Origin of the sequence: Microbacterium aurantiacum (assembly GCF_021654035.1) — a bacterium.
GTDB lineage: Bacteria > Actinomycetota > Actinomycetes > Actinomycetales > Microbacteriaceae > Microbacterium > Microbacterium aurantiacum.
In genome coordinates this window covers 1-13,704 of record NZ_JAJPDW010000011.1, presented here as the reverse complement: position 1 = coordinate 13,704, position 13,704 = coordinate 1, and the positions used below count along the sequence as shown (strand labels likewise).

Annotated in this window: 21 protein-coding genes; 15 read left to right on the top strand and 6 right to left on the bottom strand. The window is 67.5% G+C overall.

Features of this window, described 5'->3' with window-relative positions; translation table 11 throughout:
- The 3 genes from LTL01_RS14420 to LTL01_RS14410 form a co-directional block, all read left to right on the top strand.
- The coding region (locus LTL01_RS14420; RefSeq protein ID WP_236969048.1) for a polysaccharide deacetylase family protein at positions 1–862 on the top strand (862 nt) is incomplete at its 5' end.
- On the top strand, positions 859–1,524 hold the full coding sequence (locus LTL01_RS14415) for an N-carbamoylsarcosine amidohydrolase (protein WP_005050795.1): 666 nt from the start codon (positions 859–861) through the stop codon (positions 1,522–1,524). The genes LTL01_RS14420 and LTL01_RS14415, both read left to right, overlap by 4 nt.
- A gap of 51 nt (positions 1,525–1,575) precedes the next feature.
- Positions 1,576–1,968 carry an SDR family oxidoreductase gene (locus tag LTL01_RS14410; RefSeq protein ID WP_005050794.1) on the top strand — a complete coding sequence of 131 codons (393 nt, stop codon included), beginning with the start codon at positions 1,576–1,578 and terminating at the stop codon, positions 1,966–1,968.
- An 85-nt stretch (positions 1,969–2,053) separates the two neighbouring features.
- Here LTL01_RS14410 and LTL01_RS14405 read toward each other — a convergent pair whose 3' ends face one another.
- Entirely contained in the window at positions 2,054–2,497 is a 444-nt protein-coding gene (locus LTL01_RS14405; protein WP_082157159.1) for an SDR family NAD(P)-dependent oxidoreductase, read from the bottom strand.
- Between LTL01_RS14405 and LTL01_RS14400 the strand changes: the two genes are divergently transcribed.
- On the top strand, positions 2,425–2,643 hold the full coding sequence (locus LTL01_RS14400) for an Lsr2 family DNA-binding protein (protein WP_082157160.1): 219 nt from the start codon (positions 2,425–2,427) through the stop codon (positions 2,641–2,643). The genes LTL01_RS14405 and LTL01_RS14400 overlap by 73 nt on opposite strands.
- Before the next feature lie 5 nt (positions 2,644–2,648).
- Here the strand turns inward: LTL01_RS14400 and LTL01_RS14395 are convergent, their stop codons facing one another.
- Both LTL01_RS14395 and LTL01_RS14390 read right to left on the bottom strand, forming a co-directional pair.
- A complete protein-coding gene (locus tag LTL01_RS14395) occupies positions 2,649–3,767 on the bottom strand; it encodes a nucleotidyl transferase AbiEii/AbiGii toxin family protein (protein ID WP_236969047.1) in 1,119 nt (372 codons plus the stop codon).
- Positions 3,700–4,359 (bottom strand): type IV toxin-antitoxin system AbiEi family antitoxin domain-containing protein, encoded by a 660-nt coding sequence (locus LTL01_RS14390; RefSeq protein ID WP_005050774.1) that lies wholly within the window; start codon positions 4,357–4,359, stop codon positions 3,700–3,702. The genes LTL01_RS14395 and LTL01_RS14390 overlap by 68 nt, the downstream gene beginning before the upstream one ends.
- Before the next feature lie 152 nt (positions 4,360–4,511).
- Here LTL01_RS14390 and LTL01_RS14385 point away from each other — a divergent pair, with 152 nt between their 5' ends.
- From LTL01_RS14385 to LTL01_RS14365, 5 genes are read left to right on the top strand one after another with little or no spacing between them, the layout of a single operon-like run.
- Positions 4,512–5,396 carry a hypothetical protein gene (locus LTL01_RS14385; protein ID WP_005050771.1) on the top strand — a complete coding sequence of 295 codons (885 nt, stop codon included), beginning with the start codon at positions 4,512–4,514 and terminating at the stop codon, positions 5,394–5,396.
- A complete protein-coding gene (locus tag LTL01_RS14380) occupies positions 5,396–5,647 on the top strand; it encodes a hypothetical protein (protein WP_005050769.1) in 252 nt (83 codons plus the stop codon). Before LTL01_RS14385 ends, LTL01_RS14380 begins: the two co-directional genes overlap by 1 nt.
- Complete coding sequence (locus LTL01_RS14375; protein ID WP_005050767.1) at positions 5,640–5,942, top strand: hypothetical protein; 303 nt, start codon at positions 5,640–5,642, stop codon at positions 5,940–5,942. Before LTL01_RS14380 ends, LTL01_RS14375 begins: the two co-directional genes overlap by 8 nt.
- On the top strand, positions 5,942–6,418 hold the full coding sequence (locus LTL01_RS14370) for a hypothetical protein (protein WP_005050765.1): 477 nt from the start codon (positions 5,942–5,944) through the stop codon (positions 6,416–6,418). Before LTL01_RS14375 ends, LTL01_RS14370 begins: the two co-directional genes overlap by 1 nt.
- Complete coding sequence (locus tag LTL01_RS14365) at positions 6,415–7,167, top strand: HNH endonuclease family protein (RefSeq protein ID WP_005050763.1); 753 nt, start codon at positions 6,415–6,417, stop codon at positions 7,165–7,167. The genes LTL01_RS14370 and LTL01_RS14365 overlap by 4 nt, the downstream gene beginning before the upstream one ends.
- 5 nt (positions 7,168–7,172) lie before the next feature.
- On the opposite strand, the gene LTL01_RS14360 is transcribed toward LTL01_RS14365, so the two are convergent.
- Positions 7,173–7,706 carry a helix-turn-helix transcriptional regulator gene (locus LTL01_RS14360; protein ID WP_005050761.1) on the bottom strand — a complete coding sequence of 178 codons (534 nt, stop codon included), beginning with the start codon at positions 7,704–7,706 and terminating at the stop codon, positions 7,173–7,175.
- Between the two features lie 93 nt (positions 7,707–7,799).
- Between LTL01_RS14360 and LTL01_RS14355 the strand changes: the two genes are divergently transcribed.
- The 5 genes from LTL01_RS14355 to LTL01_RS14335 all read left to right on the top strand — a co-directional run bounded on the left by LTL01_RS14355 (position 7,800) and on the right by LTL01_RS14335 (position 11,448).
- Entirely contained in the window at positions 7,800–8,036 is a 237-nt protein-coding gene (locus tag LTL01_RS14355) for a hypothetical protein (protein ID WP_043340519.1), read from the top strand.
- A gap of 100 nt (positions 8,037–8,136) precedes the next feature.
- On the top strand, positions 8,137–9,765 hold the full coding sequence (locus LTL01_RS14350) for a hypothetical protein (RefSeq protein WP_005050756.1): 1,629 nt from the start codon (positions 8,137–8,139) through the stop codon (positions 9,763–9,765).
- Positions 9,765–10,589, top strand: coding sequence for a hypothetical protein (locus LTL01_RS14345; protein WP_047801722.1), 825 nt, complete (start codon positions 9,765–9,767; stop codon positions 10,587–10,589). Before LTL01_RS14350 ends, LTL01_RS14345 begins: the two co-directional genes overlap by 1 nt.
- Complete coding sequence (locus LTL01_RS14340) at positions 10,586–10,987, top strand: hypothetical protein (RefSeq protein WP_005050751.1); 402 nt, start codon at positions 10,586–10,588, stop codon at positions 10,985–10,987. Before LTL01_RS14345 ends, LTL01_RS14340 begins: the two co-directional genes overlap by 4 nt.
- Positions 10,988–11,049: 62 nt before the next feature.
- Positions 11,050–11,448, top strand: a complete 399-nt coding sequence (locus LTL01_RS14335) for a hypothetical protein (RefSeq protein ID WP_043340515.1) — start codon at positions 11,050–11,052, stop codon at positions 11,446–11,448.
- A 268-nt stretch (positions 11,449–11,716) separates the two neighbouring features.
- On the opposite strand, the gene LTL01_RS14330 is transcribed toward LTL01_RS14335, so the two are convergent.
- On the bottom strand, positions 11,717–12,967 hold the full coding sequence (locus tag LTL01_RS14330; protein WP_082157161.1) for an Eco57I restriction-modification methylase domain-containing protein: 1,251 nt from the start codon (positions 12,965–12,967) through the stop codon (positions 11,717–11,719).
- Between the two features lie 205 nt (positions 12,968–13,172).
- Here LTL01_RS14330 and LTL01_RS14325 point away from each other — a divergent pair, with 205 nt between their 5' ends.
- Entirely contained in the window at positions 13,173–13,580 is a 408-nt protein-coding gene (locus tag LTL01_RS14325; RefSeq protein WP_005050745.1) for an AMP-binding enzyme, read from the top strand.
- On the opposite strand, the gene LTL01_RS14975 is transcribed toward LTL01_RS14325, so the two are convergent.
- On the bottom strand, positions 13,501–13,671 hold the full coding sequence (locus LTL01_RS14975; RefSeq protein WP_429977919.1) for a putative antibiotic biosynthesis monooxygenase: 171 nt from the start codon (positions 13,669–13,671) through the stop codon (positions 13,501–13,503). The genes LTL01_RS14325 and LTL01_RS14975 overlap by 80 nt on opposite strands.
- Positions 13,672–13,704: the final 33 nt, after the last annotated feature.

Here is a 13,704-nt window from a genome sequence, read left to right as displayed (position 1 = left end):
CTTCGATTACAGCCCGATCACGGAGCGACCGACGATTTCGTGGCCGAATGGGGCCCGAGTGGCGTTCTATGTCGGGCTGAACATCGAGCACTATCAGATCGACAAGCCCTCCACGAGCATCTTCGGCGGTACCGCGATGCTGCAGCCGGATCCACTCAATTACGGCTGGCGCGATTACGGTCCGCGGGTAGGCCTGTGGCGGATGATCGAGAGCCTCGACCGACATGGAGTGCCCGCAAGTGTGCTTCTCAACTCCGACGTTTGTCGGCACTACCCCCAGATTCTCGAGGCAGGCCGGCAACGCGGCTGGGCGTGGCTCGCGCATGGCCGCGACAATTCCACCTTCCAAGCTGGAATGGGTGCTGACACGGAGCGCGCCTACCTTCAAGACGTGACGGATACAATCGCCTCCGCCACCGGAGTACGGCCGCGGGGCTGGCTTGGCCCGGCGCTCACAGAGACGTTCGAGACGCCGCGGATCCTTCGGGAGCTGGGGTATGACTACGTCCTGGACTGGACGAACGACGATCAGCCGTATCCGCTGAACGTCGACGGGATGTTCAGCGTTCCCTACACGATAGAACTCAACGATGTGACGATGTTCGTGAGTAAGAGCTATACCGGCCCGCAGTTCCTGGAAGCGGTGATCGACCAGTTCGATCAGCTCTATTCAGACTCCGAGCACTCGGGTCGCGTCATGTCGCTGCCGTTGCACCCGTTCATCGTCGGCCAGCCGTTCCGCCACCGCTACCTTGATCGGGCCCTCGAGCACATCACGTCTCACGATGGTGTCTGGGTGACGACGAGCGATGCCATCGCGGCGCACTATCAGTCGACGGGGAACAGGAGAGCCGATTCGTGACGAATACGGAGCTGATCGATGAGTACGCACGGCTGCGCGACGAGTTCAAGGCCAAGGGATTGGGCGGCCGGATCGGCTACGGCGAGAAGCCGGCGCTGCTGATCGTCGACTTGATCACCGGATTCACGGACAGCCGTTCGCCCCTGTCAGGCGAACTGGAGTCACAGCTGGCCGCCACCAATGCCTTACTCGTCCCCGCCCGTGAACTCGAGATCCCCATCTTCTTCTCGACGGTCGCGTACGACACCGAATTGCAGGAGGCGGGGCTCTGGATCAAGAAGATCCCGTCCAACCACCTGTTGGTGGAGGGCAGCGAATGGGTGGAGGTCGACAGCAGGCTGGGCCAGCTGCCCCACGAGATGACCCTGGTGAAGAAGTACGCATCCTGCTTCTTCGGAACTGATCTCGCCGCACGCTTGATCTCACGGGGTGTCGACACCATCATCATCGTCGGCTGCACCACCAGTGGGTGCGTGCGCGCCTCGGCGGTTGACGCCTGCTCCTACGGCTTCCACACCATCGTCGTCGAAGAGGCAGTCGGCGACCGGGCAGCCCTTCCGCACCTGGCCAGCCTCTTTGACATCGACGCGAAGTACGGCGATGTCGTCAGCCTCGACGACGCACGTGCTTACCTGCGGGGGCTTGCGCAACAGAACGATTGACTGCAGTAACGCCGTGGGGCCAACTTCCTCTGTGCGGAATATTGAACCGGCGTGCAGGCCGAGATCCCGCAGATGCTGGCGCAGGGCGGCGGATCCATCATCAACACCGCCTCGTCCCTCGGGCAGGTCGCCATCGCCCACCAGTCCGCCTACGTCACGTCGAAGCACGGCGTCATCGGCCTCACCCGAGCCGCCGCGGTGGAGTACTCCGACAAAGGCATCCGCGTGAACGCAGTGCTGCCCGGGGTGATCCAGACGCCAATGATAGACGCGCTGGAGGAGACCTACCCCGGCTTCAAGGACGCGCTGCTGACGAAGCACCCGATCGGCCGACTCGGCACGCCGCACGACATCGCCGAGATGGTCGCGTGGCTCGGTTCCGACGCGGCCGCCTTCGCGACCGGCGCGCAGTTCGCCGTCGACGGCGGGTACCTCGCGATTTAGACGAGGTGGCCACGACGGACGGGAGGCACGGTGTCAGCTGACACCGTGCCTCACGTCCGTCACCGGTCGCGCCGCGACCCGCGTGTCAGCCGTTCTTCGCGGCCAGTCGGTCCGTCTCGCTGTCGTTCCGCCACCCGGCGGTCGCGCCGCCGTCGACGCTGTAGTTCTGTCCGGTCACCCAAGAGGACTCGTCGGAGGCCAGGTAGAGCGGCATGTACGCGATGTCCTCGCCCGTGCCGGGGCGTTGAATGAGCGCGTTGCCGACCTGCCAGGCCTTGCCCTCCGCATCCACCGCCTTGTCCGTCGCCGGGGTGCTGACGAAGCCAGGCGAGATCGAGTTCGCGCGGACGCCGTAGCGGGCGCCCTCCGCAGCGAGCGACTTCGTCATCGCGATGACGCCGCCCTTCGCGGTGGTGTGCGCGACCTGGCGAGCGGCTCGATCCCGCGACCTTCGCGATCGACGGAAAGCAACTCGAGATCGATCTCGAGTTCGAGGCCTGGGCCAAGAGCGCGCGCCGCATCGGCGCAGCCACCCGGCGTCCGGCGAGGACGTCGCGGGGCGGACGGGCCGATCTCAACACGGTGCGTGAATGGGCCAGTCAGAACGGACACCAGGTCAGCGATCGCGGCAGGGTTCCCGCGTCCATCCTCGAGGCGTACGACGCGGCGCACTGACGCGGTCACTCCTGGGCTGAGCCGCGCGCTGCGCGCCAGTGCTCCGTGACGGGATAACCGGAGCGCACGTGCGCGCGCACGTGGACCTCCCCCGAAGGGGATCCGCTGCCGCCCGGCTCCGGCGGCGGAGGGTTCTGTGTCCAGCCTGAGCCAGGGACCCAGACCGTCCCCGGTTGCACGGGCGCGTCGGCGAGCGCGGGATCGATCAGCTGACGCGCGAGAGCCACGGCCTCACCCAGATCGGTGATCCCGCCGGCTGAGGGCGTGCCGGCCGCGAGCACCCGGTAGGGACCGTCCCAACCGTCCGGGACCGTGAACGTAGTGAACGAGTCGAGCTTTGACAGTGCACGCTTCGCGTCGATGGCCATCTGCAGCTCGCGCAGGTCGACGCGCTGCGTGCGTGCAATGGTGACGATGTCCACCAGGTCTTTCGCGCGGCTGCTGGGGCGGCCGTTGTAGGTGCTCATCGTCGCAGTGACCTTCTCCGCGACCTGATCGGAGATCGGGAACAGCCGGTAGGGGTGCGACGGGACCGGCCGCCCCAGCTGCAGCCGCGTCGACGGCTCGATCGTCTCGACGCGGCCGACCGGGGGAGGGCCGACGACCACGTCGATGGGGATGTCGGAGATCCTCCGGCCGGTGTTCGCGTCCAGACATGTGAACACCAGGCGCCGGGTCGCGACACCCGGCTGGTTCTCTCCTCGCCCGGTCGCACGGGCACGGGTGAGCTGGAACCGCACATGGTCGCCGAGATCACGCGCGGCTGCCTGCTCGAGCGCCTGCTGCGCGGCATCCAGATCGGCGGCGCCGGTCGAGGCCAGATCCAGGTCTTTCGTCGACCGTGACTTCGGCACCCGGGCGAGCATCGCCGTGCCGCCCTTGAGCAGCCACTCGGACTCTTCCCCCTCCGCAAAGACCCGGCTGAGGAAACGATCGTGCTGTGCCTGCACGATCTGCGCATTCACATCCAGCGCGCTCGCGCCGTCACCGGCTGCCTTCGTCGCGGCCGCCTTGATCGCCTGCGCAAGCCCCGTCCAGTCTTTGTAGCCGTCGGGCTCAGGCATCGGCCGGCACCACCGCGTCGACGCCCGCAAGAGCGAGCAGATCAGCCGCGAGCGCGGCACCCGAGGGGTACTTGTTGGGCTTGGCCAGCGGCTCCAGATACTCGGTCAGGCGGGCGGGGGAGAGCAGCTTTCCCGCGTCCGCGGCGTCGGCGAGCGCATCGGCGACGAGGGAGCGGTCGACCCACTGCTCGATCAGGTCGGCGATCGTGCGCTCGACGCTCATGGTCGGCATCCCGTCGACGGAGACCACCTCGGTGGGCGCGAGCTCGCGGGTGCGGAGCCGCACCCCGTCCAGGCGGGTACCGCGGCGGGTGGGAACGACGAACTCGAGTGGCCCGGGGAACCAGTCGCCGATGCCATGCAGCTGCGCGGCCGTCTGGCCTGCGGCGACGACGGGCGGGACGCCGGTGTCTGTGCGGGGACGGTCGGCGCCGCCGAGGGCGAGCCAGGTCGCGAGGATCGCCTCCTGCTCGTGCTCTGGCGCGCCGGCGAGGCGGTAGACGCCGCGCGCGACGCGGATGAGCGCGCCGCTGTTGGCGAGGCGCGTCAGGGTCGGGCGCGCCACGCCAGCCTCGAGCGCCTGGGCGGTGGTCACCAGGCCCCAACGCTGTGACGCGAGCTCGCCCAGACGAGCGAAAGTTGATCCTGCCATGCGCACAGTGTAGCGAGAAACCGCAACAAACGTTGTAGCTCGTTCAGATTGTCGACTTCGAGCCTCTGGGGCCACCCCTTAGCAGTGAGGGGGTTCCAAACCCTCGGGAACGGGTTATATTCGGGAATATAACCATCTGTGAGGAGGAGAAGATGCGGACCCACACCTGCCCGCCGGACCACAAGCACGGGCTGACCTCCACCTGCTACGTCGTCCACCTCTGCGGGTGCCGCGCCTGCATGGACGGCAACGCGCGCCGCCGCCGCGACCGCTACCGTCTCCTGGCCTACGGGCGATACCAGGACGCGCACCAACCCATCGAGCCGATCCGGCAGCACCTGCAGGCACTGGTCGACACCGGGATGATCCCCGAACGGATCGCCATCAGCGCCGGCGTCGGCGGCGCCACGGTCCGTCGCCTGCTCAACAGCGAGACGGCACGGTTCGTCACCGGCGCCACCGCCCGCAAACTCCTCGCAGTCACCCCCGACAGCAGCACTCTCGCCGCGCAGGGCCGAGTCAACGGCCGCGGCACCCGCCGGCGCCTCCAGGCTCTGGCCGCGATCGGATGGAACCACCACGAGATCGCACGCCGACTCGGCTACCCGCGCTGGAAGGTCAACAAGGCACTCGAAGGCGCCTACGTGGACATCCGTGTCCACGACGACATCGCCGCGCTCTACGACGAGCTCTGGGACCAGCAGCCCCCCACCCACACCCGAGCGCAGCGGGTCGGCCGCTCCTACGCACTCACGGTCGCACGCCGGCACGGCTGGCTGCCGCCGCTGGCCTGGGACGACATCGACACCGACCCGGCACCGCCCACAGCCGGGCAGGAACCCCTGCTCGACGAGATCGCGATCGAGCTCGCTCTCGCCGGCCAGAACGTCCGCCTCACCCGAGACGAGCGCCTCGAAGCCACCCGACGCGGGACCGAACGCGGACTCAGCCTCACCCAGCTCAGCGACCTGCTCGGCGTCGACGTCCGCACCATCGACCGCGACCGTGACGACCTCGGACTCCGGCAGGCCGCCTGATGAGCAAGACGCTCGACATCCTCGAAGCCGCCCTGCACGGCACCACCGCCGGCTACCTGGCCGGATGCCGCAGCAAGGGAGGATGCCCGAACCACGGCAACCGCCAGCTGCTCACCTGCACCGAAGCGGCCCGCGCCCGCCGCCACTACTTCTCGCTCGCCTCGCTCGAGGAGACCGAGCCGATCACCCGGCAGATGCTCCGCGACGCCAAGAACAGCCCCTTCGCACCGAAAGAAGCCGCAGATGTCTGACCAGCCGAACACCTTCACCATCGACTCCACCAAAGAGGGAGAGTGGCTGCGGGTCGTCCGCGCGCTCGGCGGCCATCGCTGGGCCCTGTCGCTGCGCTTCAACCCCCTCCCGCTGACTCAGCGAGGCGCCCGGCACACCCGGCCAACGCGGCAGCCCACACCCCACGCGGCAGCAGGCCACGGGCCGAACGCGAGACTGCACCTGCCCAGCTGCGCGATCTCCCCCCAGCTCGGCAACGGCCGCGGCGCCCACCTCAAGCAGATCCCCCACCTGGGCCGAACCGAGGAGCACTGATGACCGACATCGCCGTGCGCCTCCAGGAAGCCATGACCATCCAGACCGGCACACCCGTCACCGTCCGATGGAGCTTCCGCGAGTTCGCGCTCAACTGCACCCGCCGCGACGGCCGCCCCCTCACCCAACGGATGCACAGGCTCTTCCAGACGCTGCTCAACCGTGAAGCGCTCCGCGAGCTCACTCCAGGAGAAGACCCAACGATGGGATCCCGCGCAACCCTCATCGAGATCATCGACGACCTCGCCGTCAGCGCCGACCACCAAGGCGCCCGCGCGGCCGCGCTCGCCGAGGTCCTCCTCAGTGCCGGCATGTTCCACCTCGGCGACCAGCTCCGCCGCCAGAGCCACGCACTCTCAGAGCTCGACGCCGACGACGAAACCCTCGAGGTCATCGACGAGGCACGCACCCAGATCGCCCGAACCATACTGCTGCTCGACCAAGCCGACACCGCACAGGCAAAGGAGCGCAGATGAACCGACGCACCCGCCGCGCCAGCACAGCCCTCGCCGCGGTCGCAGCTCTCGCGCTCGGCTTCGGCGCCCACCAGCTGGGCATCACCTCCTGGATCGACACATGGACGCGCCCGCAGGCACCCGCCCCGGACCCGACCTACGACTACACCGCGCTCGCCGCAGTCGCGCAGGAGCTGCCGCTGATCGATCCCACCGAGGAGATTCCCGAGTATCGCCGCGCCACGTTCGGCGAGCGCTGGATCGACATCGAGGGAAACGGCTGCGATCAGCGAGACGATCTCCTCGCCGTCCAGCTGCAGGACGTCGTCCGTGACGGTTGCACGGTGCTCTCCGGCGTGCTCGACCCCGATCCGTACACGGGCACACGCATTGAGTTCGAGCACGACCGGATCGCCGCCCCTGGAGCCCCGGGAAGCTCCGGCGTCCAGATCGACCACATCGTCAGCCTTTCGGCGGCGCACGCCGGGGGCGCGTGGGCGTGGACCGAGCAGCAGCGCATTCAGTTCGCCAACTCGTTCGACAACATCGTCGCCGTCGATGGCAACACGAATGCGGCCAAGAACGACCACGGGCCAGCCCTGTGGCTGCCATCGAACGCCGACTACGTGTGCACCTACGTCGCCCGCTACACGGAGATCGTCGACACCTGGCACCTCGCGGTCGACGAAGCCGACCGCGGTGCGCTCGTGGACACGCTCTCAACCTGCGCTGCCCAGCAAGCCAGCGACGAGAGCGGGAGCATGTCGTGAAGCCGCTACGAACCCGCGTGGGATCTCGCCGCGCGCGCCTGACGCTTGGCCGCGCGAGCGCGGTCTACGACCTCGTTCGCATCCGTCGTGTCGACACCGAGGGTGCGCCTGATCACCTCGAGCTCGGCGTCGGTCCAGCGGGTGCGCCCTCGCATCCGCTCACCGAACGTGACGACGTTCAAGCCGAGCAGGTCGATCAGAGCCGCCTGCGTGGGAACCTCGGGCGCCCCCGCCCCGTCCGCGATCGCCGCCCGCAACCGCTCCGCGAAAGCCGCATCGCGCGCCAGTCCCGGCATCAGTCGCGGCCGGCGGCCGCGCTGCGAGGGCGCCCTGCGCGCGCGCTCCTGCGCGAATGCGTCGATCGCGGCCTCGTCGTAGAGCGGGGAGTTGCCTTCTATGGCAACCGGCTCGGGGAGCAGAGGACCCTCCTGGCCGGCTCTGCGCAGCTTGTTGCTGATGGAGCGCATCTTGTAGACCGCGACGACGGACACGCCGAGCTTCTCGGCGACGTCCGCCGTGGTGAGGTGCCGTCCGGTCATCAGCGCTCCTCTCAGCTGGATGAATATAACCACTTTCGCGGTTACGGCGCGCCGCGGCAACCAGACCCAACTTGGTTGGGGATGCTGGGGCGCATGGCTAACAAGGACGCGGACGCCATCCGTGAGGAGCTCCGTCGCATCGGCCAGCAGCTCGCGCAAGCGGACGAGCTGCGCGAACGCCGCGGCAAAGTCGTCGACGAGGCGCGCGCGGCCGAGCTGACCCAGCGAGAGATCGCCCTCCTGCTGGGGATGACCGAGGAAGGGCTGCGGAAGGCGCAGAAGTCCTACCACGGACGCGGGCGCTCTTACGGCGGCCGCCTCGCGTCCTAGCGACCCCGCCAGACCTTCATGGAGCGCCCGTCGACTGCGAAATCTGATTGCAATTTTCAAGCACTCTTGACTAATATAACCTGACGAATGAGGGGGTGAGATGGACGAGCTGAACTACCGACCCAAGCCGTGGACGCCGAAGGACGTGCCCACGATCTGGGTCGACCAGACCACCGGGCAAGGCGTCACCGACGCCGGCACGCCCGTTCGCCCCGTCATCGGCGAGCGCCGCAAGAACCCCAACCTGACGGACCTGCTCGACACGGCTGCCTCGTACGGCGCTAACCGCATCATGCTGACCGGGAAGCGCCCCGAGCCTGCGCCTGGCGTGCGGCACTGGCTGTACGTCCAGACCCCGAACTGGAAGCCCGGAGCCCACTGGGTCAACAACGGCCCGCCCACCGGTCGGTTCGAGCACGCGGTCACCGGCTTCAAGATCGAAGTCCGCACCGCGGAGGAGTGGTTCGGCGACGGGCCGCTGACCCCTGCCCAGGCTCGTCTGGCCTGGAACGTCACCGCGTCGATCATTCGCCACGCCGACGAGAACGCGCGCCTGTTCAACAGCCCTGCCGCCACCGGAACGAACCTGTGGGCGCTGTCGCTGCCGAAGAACATCAACCCCGTGCCGGTCGAAGACGACATCGCCCAGGAGATCCACTTCACCTCGGGCCTGCACCACTACGACCACCTGGTCGCGGGGGAGTCGTTCGCCAAGCACGAGGACTGCGTCCCGCTGATCGACCCGGCCAAGACGAAGAAGATCAGCGAGTTCGCCTACGTCGACGGCCGGTTCATGTTCGCCGGCGTCGGGCGCGAGCTCGGTATCGGCCCCGCGATCCGGCTGAACCAGGCCGCCGCGTACGAGCTGCTCGAGCAAGACCCCTACGCGCGCGCCCGCTTCCACGTGCGGTTCCGCGTCCCTCAGGGCTGGAACCACGTTGGCCTGCTCGGTGTGAAGCACCTGGACGTTCGCGAAGGCTGGTTCTATCCGAACCGGCCCGGAGCGGTGCACGACACCTGGGCCGACGGCAGCGAGATCCACGTCGCCCTCAAGCACGGGTGGGAGATCCGCCCTCACGAGGCCGTGGTGTTCCGCAAGGCCAAGCCTCTAGACACCTTCACCGAGCGCATGACGCGCGCCCGCGAGCGAGTCCAGCTGCAGGACGAGATGCACCCGGACCTGCGCCGCGCTGTGCTCGCCGCGCTGCGGAACATCATGCTGCACTCGATCGGTGCATTCGCCGCCGCGGGCCGCGACGAGACCCGCGTCGCCGCGTCGCCCGATGACGTCCCGCCCGAGTACAGGGCCAAGATGCTGCGACAGGGCAACCTCTGGATCTATCGCATCCCGTCGCGCCCGAACGACCGCACCCGAAGCTTCTACCACCCGGAGCTCGCCGCCCAGGTCTGGGGTCGCGCACGCGCTCGCGTCCTCCACGGCCCCAGCTCCCTCGGCGGCTACACCTCCGGTGCTCTCACGGTCGACCCCTCGACGCTCATCGGCATCCAGGGTGATGCGATCTACACGACCAAGCTGCCGGCGTGGTCCCTGCCGGACCGGTTCATCGGCGGCGGCGACGACGGCAAGACCGGGCGCCTGCGCCTGCAGGGCTACCTCAACGGATCCTTCATCACGCCGGAGACGCTGCGGCAGCGTGACGCGCTGAAAGCACGTGCCGAGCGGGCCGGCATCGCCAAGGCGCTCGAGCAGGCAGAGGAGAAGGGCTGATGGCTGACCAGCAGCGCACCGCCCAAGACCTCATCCGCGATCTGCGGCGCAAGGGCATCAGCACGGCCGAGATCGCCGAGGAGCTGCACCGCTCGCCTCGAATGGTCCGCAAGATCCTCAACGGCGAAACCAGCGGCGCCCTCTACCGCCAGGCGCTCCAGGAGCTCGCTGACACCGGACGCCTCACCCACGTCCCGCCGCGGCGCCGGCGCAAGGACGGCTCGATCGCCCCCGTGCGAGGCAAGGCCGGCGCCAAGCCCGTCATCCCCGAAGACCTCAGCGGCACCTACGTTGAGGGTCGCCAGGGTGGTCGGCTGCGCGTCGACGTGGCATACGCCACCGGGGGCGACCGGTACATCGAGATGCGCATCCCCAAGGGCCGCACCGCGAAGGGCCGCGAGCAGGCGAACGCCGAACTGATCAAGCAGGTCCGCAACGCCGCCAAGGGCCAGTCCCACGACAAGCAGAAGCAGATCACCGCCCACCTGACCTTCTCCAACGGCCGCGTGATGGAGGTCAACTCGTACAACGCCTCGACGATGCTCAAGCGCATCCACGAGAACGGCGGCGACGCCCTCGGCTGGTTCCGCGAAGAGTCGAAGAACCGATACGTGAACCTCGACACCAGCCGCGACACCATCACCGGCGTCACCCTCAACGTCGTCAGCACGGCCAAGACGACCGAGTACCAGAGGCAGGCCGAGCGCGGCCGCACTCGCCGCCCCCGCTCGCTGTCGCCGGCGGAGCTCATCAGCATGGAAGAGAAGCGGCGCATCGAGGAGCGCCGCGCTCGCCGCCGTGGAAACCGAGGAGGTGGTCAGTGACCATGGCCGCCCCGAAGAAGCCCACAGCTGCAGCGAAGCCCCGCGCACGCAAGGCCGCGCCCCCCGCTGAGGAAGTCACCAGCGACGTCGACCAGGCAGCGACGTCCGAAGCACCCGCACGCGCACCTCGCGCAAGCCAGAAGCCGGCAGCGGCGAGCGCGACGCCTCCTGAGTCGGCCGAGGCGGAGACGCCACCGCCGGCGAAGAAGAAGCGGGGGCCCTACAACGTCGTCTACGTCCAGAAGAAGCCCGTCTCGATCCGTCTCCCCGACGACGCGCTTGAACTGATGGACTGGGCCAAGCAGGATGCAGCCAGCCGCGGCGACCGCCTCACCAAGGACGAGATCGTCACCGTTGCGCTTCGCGCCTACTGGGGCCGCAAACGGCGCCGCGGGTAATGACCGTCTCCTGAGCTGCTGGCAGGGAAGTCGAGATGAGTGAAACTAACGGGCCGGCCGAGTTGCCGGTCTACTCGATCGCCGAGGCATTCGTGAAGCGATCCGGAATGTATATCGGGCAGCCCGTCACGTTCGAGCGAGTGCACACGTTCCTGCTCGGTTTCGAAACGGCGATGTTGTACGTTCGCGACGAGCTCGCGCGCGATCGCAATGCGTTTCAGCCCGTGGGCGTGCTCGGTCAGTTCCGGGAGCAGCTGCGATCCGAGGGGCGGCTCAGGTGGGACTCCTGGTCCCTGACGATCGTGGCGGAAGCGATCGGCTGGACTGGCGACGAGCCTCCGGCGATCGACGATCTGACCGAAGAGCAGCACCTCGAGGCAGTCCGGGACCTTCTCCCGTTGCTCGAGAAGGTCTTTGCCCTCCCCGCGGAGCTTGTCACCTCGCTCCGTGACTCCGCCTGAGAAGGGTAGGCACCCCACCGCTGTCGGTGTGTCGTCCCGCCCATCGAGTTCGAGAACGCGTTCTATGCTGTGCGGCGATGATCAACCTGACCGCCACCGTCCCGCTTGGACCGCTGACAGAACTTGTCGGACGATCCCTCTCGGCGACTGGGAGATGGGTCAACTCATCCGGTAGCGCCTACCTGTCATATCCATCACTCAGAGGATCCTGACCCGGACGAACGATCGCAGTCGCTCGAGGGCAAAGGACCCGTGCGGATGTCGCGCGTCACACCTCGACCTCGAACGGCAACTTTCGCAGTGTCGTCGCGGAAATCCCGGTGCTCTTGTACATCCGGGCGTGGGCGTACTGGATCTCCGGCAGCAGATCGATGCGGCCGATCGCCTCCAGCATGATCTCGTCGGCCTGACCGGTGAGATGACGCAGTTCGGGGATCGCGTACCCGCCCACGTACTTCCCGGAGTTGAGATCCCAGGAGCGCACGGCCGGCAGCGCCTCCTCGATCCTCTCGCCGAGCTCCACCAGAGCATCGAACGTGTCCTGCCCGTAAGCGTGCGGGGAGAATGGGATCTGCGACATCGTGCCCTTGGTGACGTTGAAGCAGTCGCCCGTGAACGTCCACCACAGGAACGCCAGCCGCGACGCCGCGATCGCGCTGGCCGCGAGCTGGTCCTTCCGGTTCTGAACGAACAGCTTCCCCTCGTTGAGGGGCACCGTGGCGTGCGTGGTCTTGTCGTAGGTGACCGGCGGCACCGTGTACGTGCTCAGGAAGTACGTGGCGGTCTTCTTGAAACCGACGGAGTAGTCGCTCACACGGACAAGCGGCGTCGAGGAGATCGTGCCCTTCGCAAGCAGCGTGTCGATCAGCTCGAACATCGCGTCGCTGCTGGCGCGCATCCAGTTCGGGGTCCGCGAGCCGGCGGGCCGAAGCGAATACCGCAGTGTCGCCATCAGATGCGGACGGAACGCCTCGATCCAGCTGTGGGTGAGCGTCGTGTGCAGCTCGGAGACGCTGCCATACCCGGCGGCGGTGATGATCGTGCTGCGCACCTTCACCTGGAACAGGGCAGCCGGGCGTTCCTGGAAGGTGCTCACCCAGATCGCATCGAACCGCCGCTCGTAGAACTTCCGCAGTGACTCGTCGCGATCGGCGAACTGGCTGCGGATGGGAACGATCAGGCTGAGCCGGCCATCCGGGCGCGTGATCTGCGCCGAGCGCTCGCAGCAGGAGGCGTAGATGTCGTCGACGTTGTCTGTCTCGAAGCCGGTGATGCGGTAGCTGAGCTCGCGCCGGTTGACGTAGGGTGGGTTGCCGATGACGACGTCGAAGCCGCCCTGATTGGGGTGTGACACGTCGCCCCGCACCGGCAAGAAGCGCGGCCCGTACAATGTCCAGCGCATCGAAAAACACCCCGCGACCTTCCGACTACCTCCGGACGTCTTCGAGTACATCAACCAGGCACGCGACGAAGCCGCGGCCCGTGGTGATCGCCTCACCAAAGACGAAGCGATCACCATGGCAGTCCGCGCGTTCTGGGGCGGCAAGCGCCAGCGCCGCCGCTGATCACCACACCGACATAACCGACGAAAAGAACTCTGGAGGCATCTGATGAGCCGTCGATCTATGCTCGAGCAGGAAACCGATCCGCTACACCCCGCGCGGATGCTACCGCGCACCTGAGACGAACGCGCGGTCCTTCACCGAGGATGGCTACATCTCGACATGATCAACCGAGGCAGCGAGAAGATTTCGTGCGAAGAGGTGGAGGACCTCGTCTACCGCTATGACAGCTTCGATCTAGCGGCCGCCGTCGCGATGCTCGACCCCGTGTTCAGCGAGCGGGTATGCGTCTACGTGAGTCTCAAGGAGGGCGGCCCGCTCGGGCTCGAACGGATCCGCGCCGCCATGGAGTCCGCCGGGGTGGCTAAGCATAAGCACCCCGAGCGGCTGATCGCCGTCGACGACATGCCCCTCACCAAGGTAGGCAAGATTGACAAGAGGGAGCGGAGAGGGCTTTGCCCGCCGCGACAGCGCCTAATGGGGCAGACGCTCAGCGCCCGCGCCGCCACGCGAGCCAGTGGCGGATGCTCTCCTCGAGCGCGTGCAATAGAGGCAACATCACCCAGATGACGCACGCGACGGTCAGTGGCGTCGTACATAGGATCTGGAGGTACGGCGGCAGGCCGGTCAGGAGCGGAGCGATGAAGTAGGCGTTGAACATGGCAGGCGGTACCAGCGCGATCCACACTAAAAT

Excerpts from the sequence above, each read along its gene's own strand:
- LTL01_RS14380 (WP_005050769.1), top strand. The coding sequence starts at position 5,396 with ATGAGCAAGACGCTCGACATCCTCGAAGCCGCCCTGCACGGCACCACC.
- LTL01_RS14350 (WP_005050756.1), top strand. The coding sequence starts at position 8,137 with ATGGACGAGCTGAACTACCGACCCAAGCCGTGGACGCCGAAGGACGTG.
- LTL01_RS14975 (WP_429977919.1), bottom strand. The coding sequence starts at position 13,671 with ATGTTCAACGCCTACTTCATCGCTCCGCTCCTGACCGGCCTGCCGCCG.
- LTL01_RS14385 (WP_005050771.1), top strand. The coding sequence starts at position 4,512 with ATGCGGACCCACACCTGCCCGCCGGACCACAAGCACGGGCTGACCTCC.
- LTL01_RS14355 (WP_043340519.1), top strand. The coding sequence starts at position 7,800 with ATGGCTAACAAGGACGCGGACGCCATCCGTGAGGAGCTCCGTCGCATC.
- LTL01_RS14365 (WP_005050763.1), top strand. The coding sequence starts at position 6,415 with ATGAACCGACGCACCCGCCGCGCCAGCACAGCCCTCGCCGCGGTCGCA.
- LTL01_RS14360 (WP_005050761.1), bottom strand. The coding sequence starts at position 7,706 with ATGACCGGACGGCACCTCACCACGGCGGACGTCGCCGAGAAGCTCGGC.
- LTL01_RS14370 (WP_005050765.1), top strand. The coding sequence starts at position 5,942 with ATGACCGACATCGCCGTGCGCCTCCAGGAAGCCATGACCATCCAGACC.
- LTL01_RS14390 (WP_005050774.1), bottom strand. The coding sequence starts at position 4,359 with ATGGCAGGATCAACTTTCGCTCGTCTGGGCGAGCTCGCGTCACAGCGT.
- LTL01_RS14375 (WP_005050767.1), top strand. The coding sequence starts at position 5,640 with ATGTCTGACCAGCCGAACACCTTCACCATCGACTCCACCAAAGAGGGA.
- LTL01_RS14330 (WP_082157161.1), bottom strand. The coding sequence starts at position 12,967 with ATGGTGATCGCTTCGTCTTTGGTGAGGCGATCACCACGGGCCGCGGCT.
- LTL01_RS14345 (WP_047801722.1), top strand. The coding sequence starts at position 9,765 with ATGGCTGACCAGCAGCGCACCGCCCAAGACCTCATCCGCGATCTGCGG.
- LTL01_RS14325 (WP_005050745.1), top strand. The coding sequence starts at position 13,173 with ATGATCAACCGAGGCAGCGAGAAGATTTCGTGCGAAGAGGTGGAGGAC.